This window comes from Lachnospira multipara LB2003, from assembly GCF_000702205.1.
GTDB classification, from domain to species: Bacteria; Bacillota; Clostridia; order Lachnospirales; family Lachnospiraceae; genus Lachnospira; species Lachnospira multipara_A.
The window spans coordinates 287733-313739 of record NZ_JNKW01000001.1; the positions used below are offsets into that span (position 1 = coordinate 287733).

Genomic DNA, 26007 nt, shown 5'->3' on the forward strand with positions numbered 1-26007 from the left:
ACTAAGTATATTTATATACTTAGTCCTTTTTTTATGAAAAAAATTTGTGGTATTTACTTAACAAATACTAATTATTGTGTTAAAATACTACTAGTATAAGTTCGTAACAAATTAATACAATTAGGAGGCTATATGAAAACTAAATTTGGAATTAGTAAAAATATGGATCCCTCTAAGGCTGTAACTGAGGCTTTGGGGGGAGTGTCAAATCCCATAGGTTTAATTTATGTTAGTTCATATGACATGATGACTGCTGTTGGCGATGAACTAACAAAACGATTTCCAGGCATTCCGATTTTAGGAACTAGTGGTATTGGTTATATGAATGATGTAGTAGATAATAAGCATTTGCAGATTATGGCAATTACAGGTGGCGCTAAATTATCTGCTGGTATAATTAAGCATATATCAAGAGCTCCATTATCAGAAATCTATACTTTGGAAAAAAGTATTCAAGAAGTTGGCGCGGGTAATGATAATACAGTATGTGTAGAATTTTGTCCATATAATGAGGAAATTGCAACATCAACAATTAATATCGTTCTTAGTAGCCATAAGGTAAACCTTATTGGTGGTTCAATTTTTGATGTGCCAGAAGGTAAAGATCCCTTAGTTTATGTAAATGGCACAGCTTATAAAAACACATTGGGATATATTGTAATTAAGAATACAGAGGGTAAAGTAGCATTATTTAAGGAAAATATCTATGGACCAGGTAATGGAGCTCTTCATATAGCTACTAAGGTAGACTTAAAGAAGAGAGAATTGATTTGCTTAGATGGAAAGCCAGCTGCTCAAGTTTATTCAGAAGAGACTGGTATTCCTGTAAATAAAGTATGTGAAAATGTATTATCACAGCCATTTGGACGTATCGTTGGCAGCGAAGTATATATTGCTTCAATGAAAGAGCCAGGAACTAATGGTGGCTTAATTAATTACAAAAAGATATATGAAAACGATGCTATTAGTATCCTAAACGTTCTTGATTACAAAGAAGTTGTGGAAGACACTAAGCGTGAGATTAGAGCTAAAATTAGTAAACCTTCGTGTATTATTTCATTTAATTGTATTTTTAGATACCTATTCTTTAATAATGAAAATTACACTATTGAATACCTTAAAAACATGGCAAGTGTAGCACCAAACTTTGGCTTTATTGCTGGTGGAGAGCAGTATATGAATCAGCATGTAAATCAGACAATGGTATGCGCAGTATTTGAGTAAAGGAGGAGGTTTACAATGTTTGGTTTTAAAAGCAATAAACAGGAAGAAAAAGAAGTTAAGACAAATAAGAAAATAGATCTTAATAAAGCATTTTGGCCAATTGCTCAGTCTTCAAATCATATTATGGCTTTAAAGAATAATTTGGTAAATGAAGAATTAGTAACATCTAGTAGTTTACATGATGTTACAGAAAGTTTCGTAGAAGTAAAAAAACAGTCAGATGAAATCAATGATTCAGTAGTACATTTCAAAGATGAATTTGATGATGTAAGAAAGGTATTAAACCACTTCGAAGAAATCATTGACAAAATGCTTGGAACAGTTAATGAAACTCATTCAAGTATGAACAATGTAAGAGAGTCATCACAGTCTGTAAATGAAACAATTAGAGCTGTACAGGAAGTTTTTGAGGAATTCCAGAAGAGTTTTGATGAAATCCTTGAGAAGGTTAATGCAATTAATGGTATTGCAAACCAGACAAACTTACTTGCTCTTAATGCTTCTATTGAAGCTGCACGTGCTGGTGAATCAGGACGTGGATTCGCAGTTGTTGCTGATCAGGTAAATAAGTTATCTTCAGATATTAAGACCTTAGTTGGATCAATTGGCGATAGTATGGATAAATTAAACCAGAACAATAGCCGATTAATGGATTCAATCGATGATACACGTTCAGCCATGAATGATTCTATGAATCATATCAATAAGACAGAAGAAGTTGTTGATAATATCAAGGTTGTAGCTGATGAAATTGAAGAAGGTAATAAGGGAATTGAAAGTGTAATTAATTCTTGTTCAGACCACATTGATGAAATTACAAATACAATTCTTTCTTCAGAAAAATACTATGATTCAGTTTCGCAAAATATTGAGTCAATGCAATTAAAAATTACTCAGAAGAGTTTCATTTTTGAGGAACTTACAAATATCTTAGATCAGTATCCTGAGATGATTAATATTATTAAGAAACGTATCGAATAGTTTTTATTGTACTCCTTTCTCGCGCCCTAATCTCTTAGGGCGCATTTATTTTCCTTAAAATATTCTATTATTTTCTTTTTTAGTTTAAATTATTATTGTATAATATAGAAGATTAAACTTAAATTAGGAGGCTTATATGAATAGAGTATATAAGGCATTTAAAGATGGTAAACATAAGTGCCTAACACTTAGTTATGATGATGGAAAAATAGAGGATTACAGGCTATTAGAACTTTTTAAAAAATATAATATAAAAGCAACTTTTAACTTAAATTCTAGTATAAAAGATTCAAAACACATTCCACAAAATGAATGGAGAGAGCTTTATAAAGATCACGAGGTGGCAGTTCATACAATGACTCATCCTACAATGGAGAGATGTTCAACTTACCAGATTTGTGAAGAATTAATAGAAGATAAGAATAATTTAGAACATATAATGGGAAGACCAGTTAGAGGCCTTGCTTTCCCAAATGGTTCATATAACGAAGAAATAATAAATATGGCTAAATCACTTGGCTTTAAATATGCAAGAGTAGCAGGGGATAAATACGCTAATATTTGTAGTGCTAAGTTTTTTGCTAAAGAAGCAGAAGGCCCTATTTTACTAGGGGATGAAACAGGCTTTGGTATGCCACAGGATTTCATGCATTGGTTACCAACATGCCACCACAATCATCATTTAGTATCTTTAGGAAAAGATTTTACCGAATTAACTAAGAAACAGTATCTATACATGATGTATGTATGGGGTCACAGTTTCGAATTTGAAAGAAATAATAATTGGGAAGTTATGGAAGAATTCTGTAAGATAATAAGTAACAGGGATGATATCTGGTACGCAACTAATTTAGAGGTAGTTGAATACGACGAAGCCTTTAAAAACTTACAGTTCTTTGATAGAAATGAATATGTATATAATCCTAGTGCGCAATCAGTATGGGTAGTAATAAATAACGAAAAAATAGTTGAGCTAAAAGGTGGTACAACTACAAAGCTTTCGTAACAGAATATAAAGGAGAAAAATATGAGTTTTATAGAGTTTAACAATGTAAAAAAAATCTATAAAATGGGCAATGTTAAAATTAAAGCCCTAAACGGAACTTCATTTTCAATAGACGAAGGTGAATTTGTAATTGTTGCAGGACCATCAGGGGCTGGAAAAAGTACAATTCTTAACTTACTTGGTGGTATGGATAGTCAAACAACAGGAACAATTATTGTAGATGATAAAAGAGTGGATCAATTTAATAATAGACAGCTCACAACATATAGACGTAACGATATAGGTTTTGTATTTCAGTTTTATAACCTGGTACAAAATCTAACAGTTAGGGAAAATGTTGAACTTGCAACACAAATTGTTAAGGATCCTCTAGATATTGATGAAACAATTAAAGCTGTAGGGCTTGAAGATAGAATCTCTAATTTTCCATCTCAGATTTCTGGTGGAGAACAGCAAAGAGTTGCCATAGCTAGAGCCTTAGCTAAAAATCCAAAGATTTTATTATGCGATGAACCAACAGGTGCACTTGACTATAACACCGGAAAGCAGATTTTAAAGCTTCTTTATGATACTTGTAAGCAAAGAAAGGTTACAGTTATTGTAATCACACATAACCTAGCAATTACAAGCATGGGAGATAAGGTCATTAAGGTAAAAAACGGTACTGTAGAATCCGTAACCATTAATGAAAATCCTGTTCCTATTGAAGAAATTGAATGGTAGGAGGAGCTTATGGGATTGATATTAATAAAGGACCTTTTAAGAGAAATCAGAAAAAGTTTTAGTCGCTTTTTTGCAATTTTTGCCATATGCCTAATTGGAGTTGCATTCTTTGCAGGTGTATCAGCATCCTCAGGAGATATGAAGGAATCAGCTAATACATACTATAAAAACACTAATTTATATGATTTAAGAATTGTATCATCCATTGGCTTTGATGATGTGGATGTTGAAAGAATCGGACAAATAGATGGCGTTAAAGATACCTTTGCCACAGTAAATTTAGATGCCTTAACTTATGTAACAGACTTAGAATCTGTTGTTAGGGTTTCTGAATTACCAAAGGAAGATGGCATTAATAAATTAACTCTAATAAAGGGACGTATGCCAGAAAATCCTGATGAATGTGTAATAAGAGTTGAAATGTCACAGCAAATGCCAGAACTAAATTCAGAAATTACAATAAAAGCTAGTGAAGGGGATATTACAGAGGATTTAGTAAATCAAACCTTTAAGGTAGTAGGTTATGTATATACACCTCTTTATATTTCTTATTATCTAGATCAAACTAACATAGGCAACGGTAACGTAGCTTATCAGATTTTTACTGATGGATCTAACTTTAAAAGCGAATATTATACTGATGTGTATGTAACTTTAAATGATTCTAAAAAATATAATACATACGATAAGGATTATTTTGACTATGTGGATTCCTTTAAAGATGAGATATTAAGTGTTGGTGAGGCTAGATTTGGTGAGAGAATCGAGAGCTTAATAGGAGAAGTTGAACAAAAAAGACAAGAAAGATTATCAACTGTTAATGATGAGATTAGGCTTCAAGTTGTTTCTAATTTAACAGACATATATCAGTCTTATTATCCTGATACAGATGTTTCTTCAATGATTGCACCATACATTGAGCAAAACTATCAAAACGCACTTCAAAGCTTTGATTATTCTCTAGTAAATGAGCCTTTTGATAAGGCAATAGAAGATATATATGATAGGGCTCAAAACTTTACCTGGAAGAGTTTAACAAGAAATGAGTTATATTCCTTTGTAGATTATAAGCAAAGTTCTAATAGAATGGGAGCTATTGCAACTGTATTTCCATTATTTTTTGTATTAGTTGCAGGCCTTGTAAGTCTAACAACCATTGCAAGATTAATTGATGAGCAAAGAGGTTTAATAGGAACATATAAAGCCCTAGGCTATTCAAAATCAGTTATTACGGCAAAATATGTATTATATGCCTTAATCGCATCAGTGCTTGGTGGAGTAATAGGCTGTGCCTTTGGCCTTAAATTTTTCCCATTTATAATTATTAATGCATGGAATATAATTTACCAAATACCAAAAATTGTATATGCAAGTCATGGATTACTTTCTGTAATATCCGTGCTTTCTCTTGCTCTTACAACAGTGGTTGTTACAGTTTATGTATGTATAAATGAGACAAGCGAAGTACCATCAGAACTTTTAAGACCTAAGTCTCCAGTAACAGGTAAGAAAATCTTACTTGAAAGAATAACTCCAATCTGGAACAGGCTTTCCTTTACAATGAAGGTAACTTTAAGAAATATCTTTTTATACAAAAAAAGACTGTTTATGACAATTCTTGGAATTGGAGGTTGCGGTGCTTTAATACTTGCTGGATTTGGCATAAAGGATAGTGTTCAAAGTATAATAGATAGACAGTTTAATGATATTCTTCACTATGATTTAGTAGTGACTTTAAATGAAGGCATAGAAGATGAGCAAAGAATAGAACTTGATAATGATATGTCCACAAATTTAGTTTACACAGACTACATTAAGGACTATAGTTATTCAGGCAATATTAAGGGCAGTAAAAAAAGTGAAAAATGTAATATTTCCGTTATAGGAGATGCTAAGGAATTTAATAATTACTATACATTTAGAGATAGAAAAAGCGGTAAAAAATACGACCTTAATGATTCGGGAGTAATCCTATCAGAAAAACTAGCCAAAGATCTAGATTTAGAGGTAGGCGATACCTTTATAATGCCAGATGCCAATGGAGTAGCTATTAATGTAAAGGTATCAAATATATGCGAAACATATGTAGGTCATTATCTTTATATTTCATCTTCTTATTATGAAAAACTTACAGGTGAGCACCTAAATCCTAATACTTTACTTGTAAAGCTACCAGATTCAGGAGATGACACCGTTTCTGTTGTGGGAAATGACCTTTTAAAGAGAGATTACATAAAGGGTCTATCCTTTGTAAAAACTAATAGGGAGCGATTTGAAAAAACTATACAGTCTATTGATTTAGTAACAGTTATTTTAATAATATCAGCAGCCCTATTATCCTTTGTTGTTGTATTTAATCTAATTGATATTAATGTATCAGAAAGATTAAGAGAAATTGCTACCATAAAAGTATTAGGTTTTTATGATCACGAAGTTGCTATGTATGTTTACAGAGAAATAACCATTTTAACCCTAATTGGTGGTTTACTTGGATTAGGACTTGGCGTATTATTACATAGCTACATAATGACTACTATTGAACTAGAGGATGTTATGTTTGGTACATATAGAAGCCTGTCATCCTTTATAGATGCTTATTTGATTACAATAGTCTTCTCTTTTGTAATAAGCTTAGTGATGTATCCTAGATTATCTAAGATAAAAATGGTAGAATCATTAAAGTCTATAGAATAAGTTTAAATTAATGGATGGTTTATTTTATATACAAAAAATCAAATTTTTTATAGCAATTGCAAGCTTTTCTTTGTTATGTTATAATGTTTGAAAAATAATAACTGCAATATCGATGGAGGTTAACGAAATGACTAAAGAGTTTGAGGATAGAGGAGCTAATTACACAGTTTCAGAGAATAACAACATAGGTGAAGTTAAGATTTCTGACGAGGTAGTAGCAATTGTTGCAGGTCTTGCAGCAACAGAAGTAGAGGGAGTTGTAAGCCTTGGTGGTAACATCGTTAATGAATCAGTTGCCAAACTTGGTATTAAGAACCTTTCAAAGGGCGTTAAGGTTTATGTAAATGAGCAGACAGTGTCTGTTAATTTAAATGTTAATATTAAATATGGTACATCAATTCCAGCTGTTTCTGAAAATATTCAGGACAAGGTTAAGACTGCTGTTGAAACTATGACTGGACTAGATGTAACAGAAGTTAATATCAAAATTTCAGGGATAAATATTGAGGGTTAATCAATATTTAACTAGATGTTAGGAGTTATATATGTCTAAGATGAAGAGAGCAGAAATCAGAGAACACATTTTTAAGATTCTTTTTAGAGTTGAATTTCATGATTCTGTAGAATTTGAACAGCAAATCGCATTATATATGCAGAATTTAAGAGAAGGTACTAAAGAAGAAAAGGGTATAGATGTAAGCGAGCAGGATTACAACTACATTCACGATAAGGCTGTAGCTATTAAGAATAACATTGAAGATATTGATGCTAAGATAAATGAAATATCTAGTGGATGGCCAACTACACGTCTTGGTAAAGCTGAATTATCAATTATGAGACTTGCAGTGTATGAAATAATTTATGATGAAGATATTCCAAGAAATGTAGCAATTAATGAAGCTGTTGAACTTGCTAAGAAATATGGTTCTGACAGTGCGCCATCATTCATTAATGGTGTTCTTGCAAAACTTGATAACTAATTTGGAGATAATATATTATGACCGGAGTATATACTGTAACTCAGATCAATTCCTATATTAAGAACTTGTTTAGGCAAGATTTCGTTCTAAAGAATGTTAAGATTAGGGGTGAGATATGGAATTGCAAGTATCATACCTCTGGTCATATTTATTTTACACTTAAGGACGAAGATTCAGCCCTAAACGCAATAATGTTTAAAACTAATGCAAATAATCTTTCATTTCGTCTTGAAGACGGTTTAGCTGTGGAAGTAACTGGACGAATTGATATTTATGAAAGAGATGGTAAATATCAGATTTATGCAGAAAGTATTGAAAAAACTGGAATTGGCGATTTAAATAAAAAATATCAAGAGCTTTTTAATATGTATGAGGAAATGGGATATTTTGATCAAGGATATAAGCGTCCTATTTCTAAATACGCTAAAAGAATTGGTATTGTAACAGCAAGCACAGGTGCTGCAATACGAGATATTATTACAGTTTCAAAAAGACGTAATAAATATGTTGATTTAATTCTTTTTCCAGCCCTTGTACAGGGAGACAAGGCAAAATATTCAATAGTAGATGGAATTAATACACTAGATAAACTAGGCCTTGATTGTATTATTGTTGGTCGAGGCGGTGGTTCAATGGAGGATTTATGGGCTTTTAATGAGCCAGAAGTTGTGGAGGCAATTTTTAATGCCAATACACCAATAATTTCAGCTGTTGGACATGAGGTAGACTTTACCCTTGCTGACTGGGTAGCTGATTTAAGAGCTCCCACACCATCAGCTGCTGCAGAGCTTGCAGTATGTGATATAAGTGAAGTGATTAACAAAATCGACTCAATGAATAGGCGAATTAATCTAGCTTTTAATAATACCCTTAGAGCTTATAAAGATAATTTAGACAAGTTAAGCATTAGATTAAAAACTAATGATCCCGCTGCTAAATTAGATAAAAATCGGGAAGATTTAATAAAACTAGAAGATGAGCTTAATCTAATTATGAATAACAAACTTAAGGAATATACTAATAATCTAAAGGTTCTTGCCACTAAGCTTGAAGGTCAAAGTCCACTAAAAAAGCTAAGTAGCGGATATTCATATGTTGATAATAATGGATTAAATGTATCATCAATAGATGATGTAGAAATAAATGATACAATAAATATCTATGTAAAGGATGGTACAATTAGTGCCGTTGTTGGAGGTAAACATGGACGAGAATATAAATAACAATAACAATATTGATGATGCTTTTGCTAGATTAGAAGAGATAATAGAAAGTATGGAAAAAAGAGACACATCTTTAGAAGAATCTTTTAATCTATACAAAGAGGGCGTTCTTTTGGTTAAGGAATGTAATGATAAATTAGATAAAGTTGAAAAAGAAATTAGTATTATAAATTCAAATGGAGAGATAATAGAAAGCGATGGAACATTTTAAAGAAGACTTAAATGCAGAAATAGATTTTGTAAATGATATATTACAAGAACGACTTCCAGAACTTGGCAAACTAAATGAAAGAGTTGTTGAGGCTATGAATTATAGTGTAAATGCTGGAGGTAAGAGAATAAGACCAATTATTATGCTAGAAAGTTTCAAGCTTTGTGGCGGTAATGATTTTACAGAAACTTATGACTTTTTAACTGCTCTAGAGTGCATACACACATATTCTTTAGTGCATGATGACTTACCAGCAATGGATAATGATGATTTTAGACGTGGTAAGCCAACTACTCACAAAGCCTATGGTGAAGATATGGCCATTCTTTCTGGGGATGGCTTACTAAATTTAGCAGCTGAGCTTATTCTTAATAGAATTAATGAGGTAAGCACTAACGCAAACTCTACAATTAATAACCTTTTACAGGGAGAAATTACAGATTCTGTTAAGGAGCAAATCAGTGCCCTAACAAAGAGAGTAGCTAATAACACCAATGCTGGCGCAATTATTTTAAAAAAAGCTGGTATAGATGGCATGGTTGGCGGACAATGCCTAGATGTATATTTAACTAACAAGGCTGTTAATGAAGATGAATTAAATTATATTTTTCTTAATAAGACTGCTGCCCTTATTGAATGCGCATTTATGGCAGGTGGTTATTTAGCAGGAGCAAGTAAAGAAACCATTGATAAGCTAGAAATGGCCGGAAGATACATTGGTCTAGCTTTCCAAATTCAAGATGATATTCTTGATATTACAAGTACTAAAGAAGAACTTGGAAAACCAATAGGTTCAGATGAGAAGAATAACAAGACAACATATGTTACTCTTTACGGAATGGAAAAAGCCATAAAAGATGTTAGCGATTACACTAACAAAGGCATAAAAATCCTTGAAGAAATAGGAAATAATGACTTTTTAATTGAACTTGCCGTTGTATTAATTGGCAGAAAAAAGTAGAATACTATAGATAATAAACTTTAAATGAAAGAGGACAAGATATATTATGATCCTTGAGAAGATTAATAAACCAGGTGATATCAAAAAATTATCACCGATTGAATATAATCAATTGGCTGAAGAAATTAGAGCCTTTCTTATTAACAACATTAGTAAGACAGGCGGTCATCTTGCGTCCAATTTAGGGGTAGTTGAGCTAACTATAGCCCTTCATGTTGCCCTTGATTTACCAAAGGATAAAATTATCTGGGATGTAGGACATCAATCATATACACATAAGATCCTAACAGGAAGAAAAAACAGGTTTGACCAATTGCGTAAATTTGGTGGAATGAGTGGTTTCCCTAAGCGTAATGAAAGTGATTATGACGCTTTTGATACAGGACATTCATCAACATCAATTTCTGCAGGACTAGGCTATGTGCAAGCAAGAGACTGCCAAGGTCAATCCTATAGCGTTGTTTCTGTAATAGGAGATGGAGCATTAACCGGTGGAATGGCCTATGAAGCCCTTAATAATGCCTCTTCCCTAAAGACTAATTTCATAATTTGTTTAAATGATAATGCTATGTCTATATCTAAGAATATTGGTGGTGTTTCTTATATGCTAAGTGATATAAGATCATCTGATTCTTACATAGATTTTAAGGAGAATTTAGCTAATAACCTATATAAGATTCCTGGTGGATCAAAGATGGTTAATGCCCTTAAAAAGACAAAGAATAACCTAAAGCAAATCATACTTCCAAATCAATTATTTGAAAGCATGGGAATTGCTTATTTAGGACCTGTTAATGGTCATGATACAGAAAAACTTATAAAGACTTTTAAGGTTGCCAAAAGAATAAACGGGGCTGTTATAGTACATGTTGTAACACAAAAGGGTCGTGGTTATAAAATGGCAGAAAGAAACCCTAGCAAATATCACGGAATTGCACCTTTTGATATAAAGACAGGAAAGGTTTTAAAGACACCTACTAATCCTACATATTCAAGTCTTTTTTCAGAATATATCTGCAGTTTAGCTAAAAAAGACAACAAAATATGTGCCATTACAGCAGCTATGCCAGATGGAACTGGGCTATCAAAGTTTTCAAAATGGTTCCCTGGTAGATTTTTTGATGTGGGAATTGCTGAAGAGCATGCCACAACCTTTGCTGCAGGCCTTGCTGCTGGTGGTATGAAACCAGTTTTTGCTGTATATTCATCATTTTTACAAAGAGCCTATGATCAGGTTTTACATGATGTTTGTATCCAGCAATTACATGTTGTTTTTGCAATTGATAGAGCAGGACTTGTAGGTGCTGATGGTGAAACTCACCAGGGAATTTTTGATTTGTCTTTCCTATCATCAATTCCTAATATGGTGATTTTTGCGCCAAAGAATGGAGTTGAATTAGGTGATGCCCTTTACTTTGCCCTTGAAAAACACAATGGTCCTATTGCAATTCGTTATCCAAGAGGGGAGGCATGTGTTGACTTTGCTGAATTTAGAGAGCCTATTCTTCTCGGAAAATCAGAAGTTTTATATAAAGAAAAAGATATTGCTATTCTAGCAGTGGGCAGCATGGTTAAAATTGCTAATAATGTGCGTTTACGCCTTAAAAATAAGGGCTATAACGTAACTTTAGTTAATGCAAGATTTGTTAAACCTATTGATGAAAAACTAATTTTAGAATTAAATAAGGATCACGATTTAGTAGTTACTCTTGAAGAAAATGTGGCAAGCGGCGGATTTGGTAGAGCTGTCTGTCAAATGATTAATGATACTAGATTGGATTTAGCATGTCTTGAAATTGCACTTCCAGATGATTATATAGAGCATGGAAGCGTAGATATATTATTAAAAGAAGCAGGAATGGATGAAGATTCTGTAGAAGAAAGAATTGAATCAGTTTATAAGGAGATAAAATGGCAAAAGAAAGATTAGATGTTTTATTAGTAAAAAGAAATCTAGCTACATCAAGAGAAAAAGCTAAAAGTATTATTATGTCTGGAATTGTCTATGTAGATGGACAAAAGGAAGATAAGGCTGGAACTACATTTGCAGATACAGTAAATATCGAGGTTAGAGGCAATACATTAAAGTATGTTAGCCGTGGAGGTCTTAAATTAGAGAAGGCCATGGAAAATTTCGATGTTACACCAAATGGCAAGGTCTGTATGGATATTGGTTCTTCAACAGGTGGTTTTACTGACTGTATGTTACAAAATGGCGCAGTTAAGGTTTATGCAGTTGATGTAGGACATGGTCAGCTTGACTGGAAATTACGTAATGATGAAAGAGTAGTTTGTATGGAAAAAACTAATATTCGTTATGTAACACCTGATGATATTGACGATAAAATAGAGCTTGCAAGTTGTGATGTATCCTTTATTTCACTTACTAAGGTTTTAGGTCCTGCAAAGGCTCTACTTACACCAGATGGACAAATGGTCTGTCTTATTAAGCCTCAGTTTGAAGCTGGAAGAGAACAGGTTGGTAAGCATGGTGTAGTAAGAGATAAATCTGTTCATGAAAGTGTAATTAAGATGGTTGCTGAATTTGCTATATCTATTGGATTTGAATGTTTAGACCTTGATTTTTCACCAGTTAAGGGTCCAGAAGGAAATATTGAATACTTAATTCACCTTCAAAATCACTTAGAAGGTAGCTATGAATCAATGCCTTTTGATATAGAAGAAGTAGTAAATAATGCCCACAATTCACTAGATAAATAGCTTAAAGGGAGATTTTTATAATGGATAGATTTTATGTTGTTGCCAACCCACAAAAAGATAAAGACGGAATTTATTCAAAAAAGATAAAAGACTATATAAATAACTTAGGCAGAAGCTGCGGTATATACACAATTAATGCAGAGAGAAACAAAAAGATATATACTGATTCAACTGCAATTCCAAAGGATGTTGAATGTGTAATTGTACTTGGTGGGGATGGTACCCTAATTCAAGCAGCAGATAATCTATTAAATTTAGATGTTCCCTTACTTGGAGTTAATATAGGTACTTTAGGATACCTTGCAGATACAGATATGGAGCATGTTTTTTCAACTATTGATTTACTTGTTAAAGATGAGTATTTAATTGATGAAAGAATGATGCTAACAGGAACTATTACAAGAGATAATAAGGTCCTTTGTCAAAAGACAGCACTAAATGATGTTGTAATTAACCGTAATGGAATTCTTAGCATTATGGAATTTGATGTATATGTCAATAATAAATACCTTACAACATACAATGCAGATGGTGTTATTATTTCAACTGCCACAGGCTCAACAGCCTACAGTTTATCAGCAGGAGGTCCAATTATTCAACCAACTGCCAAACTTTTATTAATGACACCAATTTGCCCACATAGTCTTAATTCAAGAAGCATAATTTTTGATGAAGATGATATGGTTTCAATTGTGATAAAAGATAGTAAAAAACTAAATGAGAAAAGAATAGTAACCTTTGATGGAGAGCATTTCTTTGAGGTTGTATCAGGAGATGTTATAAATATATGTAAAGCCAAAGAGGTATCTAAATTTATCAAAACAAATAAAGCGTCATTTCTTGAAAGAATCAGAAATAAATTGTAAAATAGGATTTGTGATTTATTTAGTGCAAATAGTTAAATTTTTATATAGAAACTAGATGTGTAAAAAGGAGAAAAAGAAATGAAAAACGCAAGACAACAAAAGATAGTGGAATTAATTAATTCATATGATATTTCTACTCAGGATGAATTAGCTAAGGCATTGTCTGATGCTGGCTTTAATGCAACTCAAGCTACTATTTCAAGAGATATTAGAGAACTTAACTTAACTAAGGTGGCAGCAGGGAATAAGTCTCAAAAATATGCCATTCCAACAAGTGATAATGTTCTTTTAAACGAAAGATTTGAGGGGGTATTAAGACAGGGATTTTTATCTTGTGATGTTGCAGGTAACATTCTTGTAGTTAAGACTGTATCAGGTATGGCTATGGCTGTTGGTGCAGCTTTTGACTCTCTTAAATGGCCAGAGATTATTGGAGCTGTAGCAGGAGATGATACAATCATTTGCGTAATTAGAACCGAAAAAGAAGCAATTGAGGTAATGAGCCGCATTAGAAAATTTGTTTCTGAGGCACCATCAAGAGATGGAAGAGATGCAAAGTAAAGAGAGGTAGTTGGGTGTTAGTAAATTTACATGTGAAGAATTTAGCACTTATTGAAGAAGAAAATATTGATTTTAGCGAAGGCCTTAATATTCTTACAGGTGAAACTGGTGCCGGTAAATCTATTATTCTTGGTTCAATAAGTGCAGCACTTGGCGCCAAGTGTAGCCCAGAATTTATACGAACTGGCTGCGAATATGGCTTGGCAGAGGTGACCTTTAGTATTGAAGATAATGCTAGTAAAGAGCTAATTAAGGATTTGGGCGTTCTTGATATTGATGAAGGTGAATTAGTAATTTCAAGAAAAATATCAGCTCAAAGATCACAATTTAAGGTAAATGGTCAATCATTTACAGCAAGTCAAACAAGACAATTAGCTAATCTGCTAATTAATATCCATGGTCAAAGAGACAATTTAATTCTAATAGATGAGAATAATCAGTTAAATGTAATAGATGAATACTGCATGGATTATATTAAAGATACATTGATTGATTTTAAAGAAGCCTATAAAAATTATAAATCCTTAAAGGCTGAACTTGATGAATTAGACATAAACGAAGATGAAAGACAAAGACAGATTTCCTTTCTAGAATATGAAATCAACGAAATTGAATCAGCAACTCTTACTATAAACGAAGATGAAGAAGTAGAGAAAAAATATAACAAAATGCGTAACTTCCAAAAAATTATGGAAGAATTAGACACAAGTTCTAATTTACTCTATTTAGGGGAAGATAATATTTCTGACATGATTTCTGAGATTTTTAGAGCGGTAACTAAGGCAAGCGAATATGATGAAAGCCTAGTTGATGCTAAAAACACTTTATCCTCTATTGAAGATTTAATAGGAGATGTGTCTCATCAGATTTCAAACTACATATCAGATCTAGAATTTAACGAAGAAGAATTTAATCAGTTAGAACAGCGTCTAGACCTAATAAATAACTTAAAAATGAAATACGGAAAGACTATTGAACAAATTCTTTTATCTCTAGAGGAAAAGCAAAACAAGCTAGAGGAGTTAGAAAATCTAAATTCTGTAGTAGAAAGAAAAAAGGAAGAGCTAGAAAAGGCTAAAGATAAGGCATTAAGTCTTGCCAGTACTTTAAGTGACACAAGAAAAGAAAAGGCAATGGCCCTTAAAAAAGAATTTATAAAAGCCCTTAAAGAGCTAAATTTCTTAGATGTTAAATTTGAAATTGAATTTAATAGTAAAGAAATGGGCACAAATGGTATTGATGAAATTACATTTATGATTAGTACTAATCCAGGAGAGGAATTAAAACCTTTAGCTAAAGTTTCATCTGGTGGTGAATTATCAAGAATTATGCTTGCAATTAAGAGCGTAATGGCATCTAAAAATGACCAAAAAACATATATATTTGATGAAATTGATGCAGGTATTAGTGGTAAGACAGCTTCCCTTGTGGCAACAAAACTTGCCAAATTATCTAATCATAATCAAATTATATGTATTACTCACTTACCACAAATCGCAGCCATGGCAAGTAAACATTTTATAATTGAAAAATCCCTAGCTAATAATAGAACTATAAGTAATATTAGAGGCTTAAATGAAGAGGATTCATTAAAGGAATTAGCTAGATTATTAGGCGATGGCGAAATAACAAAAGCAACTCTATTAAATGCCACAGAACTAAAAAGGAAAGCTAAAGACTTGATATTATTATAATATTAGAGTATACTGTTATGGTGTTAACGGAATTGTAATAATTCTGTAATAAATAATGGAGAGGAAGAGTATGCGCAAGAAGATTTTAAGATCAATGGCCGCTGCTTTAATAATTACATCAGTAGCTTCAACAACAGTTTTCCCTGTTTTAGCTGATGATGATGTTAATACTCTCAAAAATCAAAAGAACACAGAACAAAGCGAATTATCTCAATTAGAGAACGAATTATCATATGTTCTTGTTCAAATTGATAATTTAGAGAAGCAGGCCGCAAGTCTTACAGAAGAGATTGAAACAGTTAATACGCAGTTATCTGAAGCTGAAGAAAAGCAAAATCAGCAGTATGAAGATATGAAGCTTAGAATTAAGTATATGTATGAAGATAGAACAGCATCAATATCAGATGTATTCCTTTCTTCAGCTGACATGAGTGAAGTCCTTAATAAGACTGTATACTTACAATCAGTATATACTTATGATAGAGATAAGCTTCAGGAAATGGCTGATACAGCTAAAGAGATTTCTGATCTAAAGACTAAATTAGATGATGATAAAAAGGCTCTTGATACTGCACAGACTTCTTTAACAGAGAAACAGGCTGCGTTATATACTTCAATTGATAGTAAGAAGGCATCTATTGCAAACTACGATAGCTTAATTGCATCGGCTGCTGAAAAGGCTGCTGCGGCAGTTGCTGCTAAACAGCCAGCTACAAGTTCATCATCAAATAATAAAGCTGCAACAACAACAGTAGCAGCTGCAAAGGGTGATAATGCAACAGCTAACAGAATCGTAAGCTTAGCTTACAACTACATAGGTTATAACTATGTAACTGGTGGTGCTTCACCATCATCAGGATTTGACTGTTCTGGTTTAATATATTATGTATTTGGTCAGGCAGGAGTTTCAGTTGCAAGAACATCTTCAGCACAGGCTGCAGGCGGTACTAGAATTTCAAGTATTAGCGAAGCTCAGCCAGGTGATGTTATTTGTTATCCTGGACACGTAGGAATCTATATTGGTAACAATATGATGATTCATGCACCAGTTCCTGGTAAGCAGGTAACAACTATTAATGTTTATGGACTTGGAATGTCGATTACATCAATTAGAAGATATTGGTAATTTTTAAAGAATATCTTGTATTTAGCTAGTTTTGTTAAATTAAATATGTTACAATAAGTGTGGTTTGTTGCCACACTTATTTTTTGCAATAAACCTAGACTTTTTTATAGGAGAAGTATTAAAGTCTGGCCTTGGGGAAAGGCTTATATAACATATTTTATATGTTTTTAGGAGGGAAGGATGAAAAACGTATTGTTTATAGCATCAGAGGCTGTACCATTTATTAAGACTGGAGGATTAGCTGATGTTGTAGGATCTCTACCAAAGTATTTTGATAAGTCAGAATACGATGTTAGAGTTATGCTCCCTAAATATACATGCATACCTTGGGAGTATCGAGAAAAAATGGTATATAAGACACACTTCTATATTGATTTAGCTTGGAGAACTCAATATGTTGGTGTTTTTGAATTAGAATGGGATGGAGTTAAATTCTATTTTATCGACAACGAATTTTATTTTGGTGGACCAAAGCCATATAGCTGGATTCACGAAGATATCGAGAAATTCGCATTCTTTAGTAAGGCTGCACTTTCAGCAATTCCTGTAATTGGATTTAATCCTGATATTATTCATTGCCACGATTGGCAGACTGGCTTAATTCCAGTTTATCTAAAGGAGAGATTCTCAACTGGAGAATTCTATTCTGGAGTTAAATCAATAATGACAATTCATAACCTTAAATTCCAGGGAATTTGGGACTTAAAGAAGGTTAAGGATATAACAGGCCTTCCAGATGAATTTTTCACACCAGATAAGCTAGAGGCTTATGAGGATGCCAACTACTTAAAGGGCGGTATTGTATATGCTGACAGAATAACAACTGTTAGTGAAACTTATGCTGAAGAAATTAAGACTCCATTCTATGGTGAGAACTTAGATGGTCTTATGAATGCTAGATCAAATTGTCTTAGCGGAATTGTTAATGGTATTGACTATGAAACATATAATCCAGAGACAGATTCTAATTTAGTAGCTAACTATAATCAGATTACATTCCGCAAAGAAAAATGGAAGAACAAAGTAGCCCTACAAAAGGAATTAGGCTTAGTAGAAGATAAATCTAAATTTATGATTGGTATTGTTTCAAGACTAACAGACCAGAAAGGCTTAGATTTAATTGCCTATGTAATGGATGAGCTATGTAGTCATGAAGATGTGGAATTAGTTGTTCTTGGTACTGGTGAAGAAAGATACGAGAACATGTTTAGACACTTTGATTGGAAATATAACAACAGAGTATCAGCTAATATTTATTATTCAGAGGCTATGTCTCATAAGATTTATGCAGCATGTGATGCATTTCTTATGCCATCACTATTTGAGCCATGTGGCCTAAGCCAGTTAATGGCTCTAAGATATGGTACAGTTCCAATTGTACGTGAAACAGGTGGCTTAAAGGATACTGTAGAGGCATATAACGAATATGAAAGCAAGGGAACAGGTTTTTCATTTGCTAACTACAACGCACATGAAATGCTTGGAATTATTAATTATGCTAAGGATGTTTACTACAATCACAAAAGAGAATGGAATAAGATTGTAGATAGAGGAATGAAGGCTGATTTCTCTTGGAAGACATCAGCTAAAAAATACGAAGAATTATATAAGTCATTATATTAATTTTAGAATTTATCTTAGGCAATCTTAAATTAGATTTAGGATTGCCTATTGATAAAAATGGACATTTATTAAGAAACAAATTAAAAAGTGTTTAGAGTTTTCCTTGATTTATGTGTTAAAGTATGATATTCTAGTTAAGCACGCGGATGTGGCGGAATGGCAGACGCAGCAGACTCAAAATCTGCCGGTGGTGACATCGTGCGGGTTCAAGTCCCGCCATCCGCATTTGCTATCCACTTAAGTCTTAGGGCTTAGGTGGATTTTTTGTTTTTAAAAACCGTATGGATAAATGAGACAAAAAGAGGAATTAATATGGAATGCAAAGAAATTCAAAAACAAATTGAAGATTTCGATTTTTCAAGATTATCCTTAAAAGATAACGAGGAATTTCTTCGTCATTTAGAAACTTGTAAGGATTGTAGAGAAGAATTAGAAATTTATTACATTGTAAAATATGGACTTACAGACGATAAAATAATTCCTAATCAAGTATTTGGTTATGATGATAAAGAAGTTAAAGATGAAATGAGTCATTTATTTGATCGACTAGACTTTGAAGGCGTTGTAAATTATCGAATTAAAATCGAGAAAGAAAAAATTGACAAAATTAAACGTCTAATAAAGTATTCAAAATATAGTTTATTAGCTACTGACGCAATAATGATTTTGACAATTATTGCCCTTACAGTAATTAAATATCTATAGGAGGTTATAATGAGTAAGATAATGTTAATAGATGGTCATAGTATACTTAATAGAGCTTTTTATGGTGTGCCTGACCTAACTAATAGCGAAGGAATTCATACTAATGCCATGTATGGATTCCTTAATATTATGTTTAGATTCTTAGATGAGGAAAAGCCAGATTATTTAACTGTAGCTTTTGACTTAGCTAAGCCAACCTTTAGACATATTATGTATAAAGAATATAAGGGAACAAGAAAAGCTGCTGCTCGTGAATTTAGAGAGCAAGTGCCACTAATGCAGGATTTACTTAAAGCCATGGGCATTAATGTGGTAACCATGGAAGGCTTTGAAGCAGATGATGTAATTGGTACAATTGCAAAACAAAGTGCAAGAGAAGGCCTTGATGTAGTAGTTATATCTGGTGATAGAGATTTATTGCAGCTTTGCGAAGATCATATTAAGCTAAGAATCCCTAAGACTAAAAAGGGTGGCACAGAAGTAGAAGACTACTACCCAGGAGACGTAGTTGAAAAATACGGTGTTTCACCTCTTGAATTTATTGATGTTAAGGCTCTAATGGGTGATACATCAGATAATATTCCAGGGGCTCCAGGTATTGGTGAAAAGACAGCAACAAAGCTTATTAGTACTTATAAGACCTTAGAGAATGTCTTTGCTCATACTGATGAATTAAAGCCAAAGCAAAAGGAGAATATTGAAGCTAATATTGATCTTTTAAAGCAAAGCAAAATCCTTGTTACAATAAAGACTGATGTAACTTTAGGCTTTAAATTAGAAGATGCTAGTTTTGATAATATGTTTAATGCAGACTCCTTTGAGCTTTTTAAGCGCTACAACTTTAAAAACATGTTATCTAAATTTGATGGAAATATGGAAACTAAGGAGATAGAGGCAGTACAAAATTTCAAGATGATCTCTGATTTTTCTTTAGTAGAAGAGATTTTTAATAAAGTAACTGATAAGCTTGGGGACAATCAAAGAATCGCTTTAAGTGTAATTGCAGATAAAGAGCTTGTGGGAATTTCTATTTGCTTATCAGAAGAGGAAATTTATTATATTCCTTGCATGGGCTTTATTACTAGTGACTATTTAGTTAATAGACTAAATACTGCTATTAAATCCTGCAATAATCACTTAATTGTAACTTCAGAACTTAAATCTAGCTTAAGATTTTTAGATACAACCAGTCTTTACGAATATACAGATTTAAATGAGGATGCATTCCTTGATTTATCTGTGGGAGATTATTTATTATCCCCTAATAACGAAAGCTACGACTATGTAGCCCTTGCCCTAGCAAAGCTTGGAGTGAATGTAGCAACAAAAGAAGAGTTAATAGGTAAGGAGGATTTCGTAGCTGCTAGTGATAAGAATATTGATAATGTCACTAAATATGCCTGTTTACAGTCTTATGTATATTTTAAATCCGTTGATAAGATAATTGATGAATTAAAGGCAGCTAATATGTATGACTTATATAGTCAAATCGAAATGCCACTAATTTTTGTATTATATGAAATGGAAAAACAAGGCATTAGAGTTGATAAGCAAGAATTAATCGACTATTCTAAAGTCTTACAAAGTAAGATAGAAGTCCTTGAAGAAGAAATCTATGGCGAGGCGGGAGAAAAATTTAATATTAATTCTCCAAAGCAATTAGGTGTAATTCTTTTTGAAAAATTAGGACTTCCTGTAAAGAAAAAAACAAAGAGTGGTTACTCTACAGCAGCAGATGTATTAGAAGAACTTGCAAAGGATTATCCAATTGTAAATTCTATTCTAGAATATAGACAGTTAGCTAAATTAAAATCAACTTATGCTGATGGCTTAACTGAATATATCTTAGATGATGGTAGAATTCACTCTACATTTAACCAGACAATTACAGCTACTGGAAGAATTAGTAGTACTAACCCTAATTTACAGAATATCCCTATTAGAATGGATATGGGAAAATTATTTAGAAAAGTATTTATACCAAGAGATAATTTTAGCTTTATTGATTCAGATTATTCACAGATTGAGCTTAGAATACTTGCACATATGTCAGCTGATGAAAAACTGATTGAAAGCTATAACTCTGATATTGATATTCATAGAGCTACAGCTTCACAAGTTTTTAACACTCCACTTGAAGAGGTAACAGATCTTCAAAGAAGAAATGCTAAGGCTGTAAACTTTGGAATTATTTACGGCATTAGTGCTTTTGGATTAAGTAAGGACCTTAATATTTCTAAAAAAGAAGCAAGTGAATATATTGATAACTACTTTAAATCCTTCCCATCAATTAAGGATTATATTGATGGTTTAGTTGAATTTGCTAAAGAGCATGGCTATTCAATTACTATGTTTAATAGACGTAGACCAATTCCTGAACTTTCTTCATCTAACTTTATGCAAAGAAGCTTTGGTGAAAGAATCGCAATGAATGCGCCAATTCAGGGTAGTGCTGCAGATATTATAAAAATAGCTATGATTAATGTTTACAAAGAACTTAAGCAAAGAAAACTTAAGTCACACCTATGTTTACAGGTTCATGATGAATTATTAGTAGAAGTTGCCAATGATGAAATTGACATTGTTAAGGAAATTATTGAAAAGGGCATGAAATCTGCTGCTAATTTAAAGGTTTCACTAGAAGTTGATTTAAACGTTGGTAAAAACTGGCTTGAATGCCATTAATATATTATAAAGGGCCATAGATTTGGTCCTTTTTTTTAAGGAAAGGTTAATATGAAAGTAATAGGTATAACAGGAGGCGTTGGTGCCGGCAAATCTTTAGTTTTATCCCTACTAAAGGAAATGACAAATTGCGATATTATTATGGCAGATGACGTGGCTAAATCCATGTATCAAAAGGGATTTAAGGCATATGATGAATTAGTTGAATTTTTTGGAGAAACAATTCTTAATGAAAATCATTCTAAAATTGATTTAGAAAAATTATCAAAGCTTATTTATAAGGAGCCAAATAAACGAATGCTAGTAAATAGCATTGTTCATCCCCTTACTAAGGAATTAATTATTGAAAGAATCACTAAGCATAAAATTGAGGAAGATGTTGATTACTGCTTTGTGGAAGCTGCTCTTTTACTTGAAGATCACTATGATAATTTTTGTGACGAAGTTTGGTATATACATGCAAGCAAGGAAACTAGAAGACAGCGCCTTAAAAGCACACGCGGCTATAGTGACGAGAAAATTGATGCAATTTTTAATGCCCAGCTAAGTGAAGAGGAATTTAAAAGTAAGGCCCAACATGTAATCAATAACGAAGAATCTATTGATCTAGTCAAAGGAAAACTTGCGACTTTACTTAATTTGTGATATATTAAAAGAAATTTAAACGTGAAATTTAATACTAGTTGGCCTTAATAATCTTAGGGGGTAGAGAGGATGGAAGCACAAATTAATGTAGACAGCCTTGTGTTTGGTTTGGATATCGGCACAAGAAACGTTGTAGGCGTAGTAGGCTGCATGGAAAATGGTAATTTTAAAGTAGTTGCTATGTGTGAAAGGGAACATGAAAGCCGCTCAATGCTTGATGGTCAAATTCATGATATTTACAAGGTAGGAGAAAAAATCCTAGAGGTTAAGACAGAACTTGAAGCTCAACTTGATATTAAGCTTAAGGATGTATGTATAGCTGCTGCCGGACGTGTATTAAAAACAGTTAATACAAAGGGAGTTATGGAATTTGATGAAGAAACAAGAGTTAATAAAGACCATATTTTTTCTATGGAATTGTCAGCAGTTGAAAGCGCACATAAGAAGATAAATGAAGAGGATTCTAATGCAAAATTCTTTTGCGTAGGCCATTGTGCCGTTAGATATCTTCTTAATGGATTTGAGATTTGTAACCTAGATGGTCATAAGGCTAAAAAAATCGAAGTAGATTTAATTGCAACATTCCTTCCTGAAGAAGTTGTTGATAGCTTATATATGGCTGTTGAACACGCAGGATTAAAAGTTGCTAGTTTAACTCTAGAACCAATTGCTGCAATTAATCTTGCAGTTCCTGAGGATTTTAGATTATTAAACCTAGGACTTGTAGATGTGGGTGCCGGTACTTCTGATATTTGTCTTACAAAAGATGGCAGTATTATTGCCTTTGGCATGATTCCAGTGGCAGGGGATGAAATAACTGAAGCCATTGCAAAGCACTACTTAGTTGATTTTAAAACAGCTGAACAAATCAAGATGATTGCTAGTTCAAAACAAAAGGGCCAGGTTAAATTTAAAGATGTCCTTGGTTTTGAACATAAAGTCAATGTTAACGAAATAAATAAAATTGCCCTTGAGCCTATTAGTGAAATGGCTAAGGAAACTGCTAAACAAATTAAAGAATTAAATGGCGGTAAGAGTTGCAACGCTGTATTTGTTGTTGGTGGCGGTGGCAAAATGTCTGGCTATACAGAAACCCTTGCTAAGGAACTTGGTCTTCCTAAGGAAAGAGTTGCGATTAGAGGTAAAGACGTACTTGAGTCCATTGATTTTTCAGCTGTTCCATATAAAAAAGATTCCCTTTATGTTACACCTGTGGGAATTTGCACAAATTTCTTTAATCAAAAGAACAATTTTGTATTTATCACTGTTAATGACCAGAGAGTTAAGCTATATGACAATAATCACTTAAAAGTTAGTGATGCTTTAATTCAAATGAATTACCCTAACAAGGATATTTTCCCTAAGAGAGGTAAATCCCTTAATTTCTCTATTAACGGTGTTACAAGGCTTGTTAAGGGCAAATTAGGAGAGGGCGCAGTTATTAAGATTAATGGTAAGGTAGCAGGCCTTAATGCTAAGGTTTTACAAAATGACAATATTACTATTACTAAGTCAACAACTGGTAGCAATGCTAATCTTACCTTAAATCAACTTGAGGAACTATCAAGCCAGATTACAATTACACTTAATAATGACACTATTAGTCTACCAAAAATTGTTTATGTCAATGGCGAAATAAAGCCAGAAGACTACGACATTATTGAAGGCGATCACGTTAGAGTTGAAAGTTTTTACACTGTTAAACAGCTCTGCGATAGCCTTGGTATGAAGGCCCTTGATAACGAGATTTTTATTAATGGAGAAGAGGCAAATCCAATTAGTAAGATTTTTTCAGGAGATAATCTAACTGCATCTAAATATGAAAAGCTATCAAATGAAGTGGTTGCTAATCCTGATGATAAATATATTACAAAGACTAACGGCCTAGAAGTTTATAATCTCGAAGAAGATCTTGAAGAACTTGAAAAGGCTAAAGAACGTGGCAGAAAGAAAGCTATGGAAGAAGAGGAGGCTAAACTAAAGGAAGAGGAAGAAAATAAAATTGACCTCTCTAATATTAACGAGTCTGAAATTGGCAAGTTAACAGCCCACTTTTCTAAGAAAAATATTATTGCAAACAATGTTTTTATGCAGGAAGCTATGAAAAATCCTGCTATAAATAGTCTTAAATTTAACTCAGAAGATAATCTAGCACAGGTGGCAGCAGATACTACAGTTGTTTCAAAGCCAGACATTTCACAGACTTTAAAGCCTAGTCAAATGCCACATGGCATTACAATTTTTGTTAATGGCTCCCCTGTAAAATTATCTGGAAAAAGTGAGTATATTTTGGTAGACTTATTTCAGTTCTACGAATTCGACCTTTCAAAGCCAAAGGGAGTCGTAGTTCTAAAATTAAATGGTAATAAAGGTGAATATACTGCTCCAATTAAAGAAGGAGATAAGGTTGACCTTTATTGGGAGGATATTAAACAATGAGAATGATGCCAATTGCTAGTGGAAGTAGTGGAAATTGCGTATATATTGGCTCTGGTGATACACATATTTTAATAGATGCTGGTATAACAAGGAAAAAAATCGAAGAGGGCCTAAATAGCATAGACCTTTCCATTAAGGATTTAAGCGGAATTTTTATTACCCACGAGCACATTGATCACATTAAAGGTATTGGAGTTATAAGCAGAAAAGAAGGAATCCCTATTTATGCAACTTCTGGCACAATTAAGGGAATTAAAGAAACTTCTAGTCTTGGAAAAGTCGATGAAAGTCTTCTAAATAATATTGAGAAGGACATTCCATTTGTCTTAAAAGATTTATGCATTAAACCTTTCTCAATATCCCATGATGCTTATGATCCATGTGCCTATACTGTAACTAATGTTAACAAAAAAATAAGCGTATGTACTGACCTTGGTAAATATGATGATTACATCGTAGACAATTTGAAAAATTCGGACATAATGTTAATTGAGGCCAACCACGATATTAATCTATTGCAGGTTGGAAGTTATCCTTATTATCTAAAGCAGCGTATTCTTGGAGAAAAAGGACATTTATGTAACGAAGCCTCAGGCCAGTTAATAAGCAAAGTATTACATCCTAATCTTAAGAAGATTATTCTTGGTCACTTAAGTAAAGAAAACAACTACGAAAAACTTGCTTACGAAACAGTTAAACTAGAAATTGATTCATCAAATAATGAATTTAGTGCCAAGGATTTTGAGCTAGAAGTAGCCAAAAGATCTTGCCCATCTTTACTAAATGTAATATAAAAATGTAATATAAACTAAGCCCGTATAAGCTTTCATTTATCAGTAAGTTTGTATGGGCTTTTTTAATTTGTTTTGTAGTTGTTTTGTAGTTATTTTTTAGTTTGTTTTTTTCATAAAAGTTCTTAAAAGTGTCTAGTCTAAATTG

22 protein-coding genes and 1 tRNA gene are annotated in these 26007 nt (G+C 32.8%); all 23 read left to right on the plus strand.

Annotation, left to right across the window (positions count from 1 at the left end; all coding sequences use genetic code 11):
* Nucleotides 1-132: 132 nt before the first annotated feature.
* On the plus strand, nt 133-1224 hold the full coding sequence (locus tag T537_RS0101320; RefSeq protein ID WP_027437564.1) for an FIST N-terminal domain-containing protein: 1092 nt from the start codon (nt 133-135) through the stop codon (nt 1222-1224).
* Between the two features lie 15 nt (nt 1225-1239).
* Entirely contained in the window at nt 1240-2205 is a 966-nt protein-coding gene (locus tag T537_RS0101325) for a methyl-accepting chemotaxis protein (protein ID WP_027437563.1), read from the plus strand.
* 136 nt (nt 2206-2341) lie between these two features.
* Nucleotides 2342-3211, plus strand: a complete 870-nt coding sequence (locus T537_RS0101330; RefSeq protein ID WP_027437562.1) for a polysaccharide deacetylase family protein — start codon at nt 2342-2344, stop codon at nt 3209-3211.
* Nucleotides 3212-3232: 21 nt separating this feature from the next.
* On the plus strand, nt 3233-3934 hold the full coding sequence (locus T537_RS0101335; RefSeq protein ID WP_027437561.1) for an ABC transporter ATP-binding protein: 702 nt from the start codon (nt 3233-3235) through the stop codon (nt 3932-3934).
* A 9-nt stretch (nt 3935-3943) separates the two neighbouring features.
* Nucleotides 3944-6628, plus strand: coding sequence for an ABC transporter permease (locus T537_RS12270; RefSeq protein WP_027437560.1), 2685 nt, complete (start codon nt 3944-3946; stop codon nt 6626-6628).
* A 127-nt stretch (nt 6629-6755) separates the two neighbouring features.
* Nucleotides 6756-7142, plus strand: coding sequence for an Asp23/Gls24 family envelope stress response protein (locus tag T537_RS0101345; protein ID WP_027437559.1), 387 nt, complete (start codon nt 6756-6758; stop codon nt 7140-7142).
* 40 nt (nt 7143-7182) lie between these two features.
* Nucleotides 7183-7608, plus strand: a complete 426-nt coding sequence (nusB, locus tag T537_RS0101350; protein ID WP_027437558.1) for a transcription antitermination factor NusB — start codon at nt 7183-7185, stop codon at nt 7606-7608.
* 17 nt (nt 7609-7625) lie between these two features.
* Nucleotides 7626-8831, plus strand: a complete 1206-nt coding sequence (gene xseA, locus T537_RS0101355) for an exodeoxyribonuclease VII large subunit (RefSeq protein ID WP_031555807.1) — start codon at nt 7626-7628, stop codon at nt 8829-8831.
* Entirely contained in the window at nt 8812-9042 is a 231-nt protein-coding gene (xseB, locus tag T537_RS0101360) for an exodeoxyribonuclease VII small subunit (protein ID WP_027437556.1), read from the plus strand. Before xseA ends, xseB begins: the two co-directional genes overlap by 20 nt.
* Nucleotides 9029-10003 (plus strand): polyprenyl synthetase family protein, encoded by a 975-nt coding sequence (locus T537_RS0101365; protein ID WP_027437555.1) that lies wholly within the window; start codon nt 9029-9031, stop codon nt 10001-10003. Before xseB ends, T537_RS0101365 begins: the two co-directional genes overlap by 14 nt.
* A gap of 46 nt (nt 10004-10049) precedes the next feature.
* Nucleotides 10050-11933 carry a 1-deoxy-D-xylulose-5-phosphate synthase gene (gene dxs / locus T537_RS0101370; protein ID WP_031555810.1) on the plus strand — a complete coding sequence of 628 codons (1884 nt, stop codon included), beginning with the start codon at nt 10050-10052 and terminating at the stop codon, nt 11931-11933.
* On the plus strand, nt 11915-12724 hold the full coding sequence (locus T537_RS0101375) for a TlyA family RNA methyltransferase (protein WP_027437553.1): 810 nt from the start codon (nt 11915-11917) through the stop codon (nt 12722-12724). Before dxs ends, T537_RS0101375 begins: the two co-directional genes overlap by 19 nt.
* 20 nt (nt 12725-12744) lie before the next feature.
* Nucleotides 12745-13590, plus strand: coding sequence for an NAD(+)/NADH kinase (locus tag T537_RS0101380; protein ID WP_031555812.1), 846 nt, complete (start codon nt 12745-12747; stop codon nt 13588-13590).
* A gap of 78 nt (nt 13591-13668) precedes the next feature.
* Entirely contained in the window at nt 13669-14151 is a 483-nt protein-coding gene (argR, locus tag T537_RS0101385) for an arginine repressor (RefSeq protein WP_027437551.1), read from the plus strand.
* Nucleotides 14152-14165: 14 nt separating this feature from the next.
* On the plus strand, nt 14166-15845 hold the full coding sequence (gene recN / locus T537_RS0101390) for a DNA repair protein RecN (protein WP_027437550.1): 1680 nt from the start codon (nt 14166-14168) through the stop codon (nt 15843-15845).
* A gap of 70 nt (nt 15846-15915) precedes the next feature.
* A complete protein-coding gene (locus T537_RS0101395) occupies nt 15916-16971 on the plus strand; it encodes a C40 family peptidase (protein WP_051554925.1) in 1056 nt (351 codons plus the stop codon).
* A 180-nt stretch (nt 16972-17151) separates the two neighbouring features.
* Nucleotides 17152-18594, plus strand: a complete 1443-nt coding sequence (gene glgA, locus T537_RS0101400) for a glycogen synthase GlgA (protein ID WP_031555818.1) — start codon at nt 17152-17154, stop codon at nt 18592-18594.
* 142 nt (nt 18595-18736) lie between these two features.
* Nucleotides 18737-18819: transfer RNA gene (locus T537_RS0101405), tRNA-Leu, on the plus strand.
* Between the two features lie 87 nt (nt 18820-18906).
* The gene (locus tag T537_RS11890) at nt 18907-19299 is read left to right on the plus strand and encodes a zf-HC2 domain-containing protein (RefSeq protein ID WP_034210238.1); all 393 of its coding nucleotides are present in this window, start codon (nt 18907-18909) and stop codon (nt 19297-19299) included.
* A gap of 9 nt (nt 19300-19308) precedes the next feature.
* Nucleotides 19309-21984 (plus strand): DNA polymerase I, encoded by a 2676-nt coding sequence (gene polA, locus T537_RS0101415; RefSeq protein WP_031555823.1) that lies wholly within the window; start codon nt 19309-19311, stop codon nt 21982-21984.
* A gap of 51 nt (nt 21985-22035) precedes the next feature.
* Nucleotides 22036-22629 (plus strand): dephospho-CoA kinase, encoded by a 594-nt coding sequence (gene coaE, locus T537_RS0101420; protein ID WP_034244090.1) that lies wholly within the window; start codon nt 22036-22038, stop codon nt 22627-22629.
* 69 nt (nt 22630-22698) lie between these two features.
* Nucleotides 22699-25068, plus strand: coding sequence for a cell division FtsA domain-containing protein (locus T537_RS0101425; RefSeq protein ID WP_031555828.1), 2370 nt, complete (start codon nt 22699-22701; stop codon nt 25066-25068).
* Nucleotides 25065-25862, plus strand: coding sequence for an MBL fold metallo-hydrolase (locus tag T537_RS0101430; protein ID WP_031555830.1), 798 nt, complete (start codon nt 25065-25067; stop codon nt 25860-25862). The genes T537_RS0101425 and T537_RS0101430 overlap by 4 nt, the downstream gene beginning before the upstream one ends.
* The last annotated feature ends 145 nt before the right edge of the window (nt 25863-26007 follow it).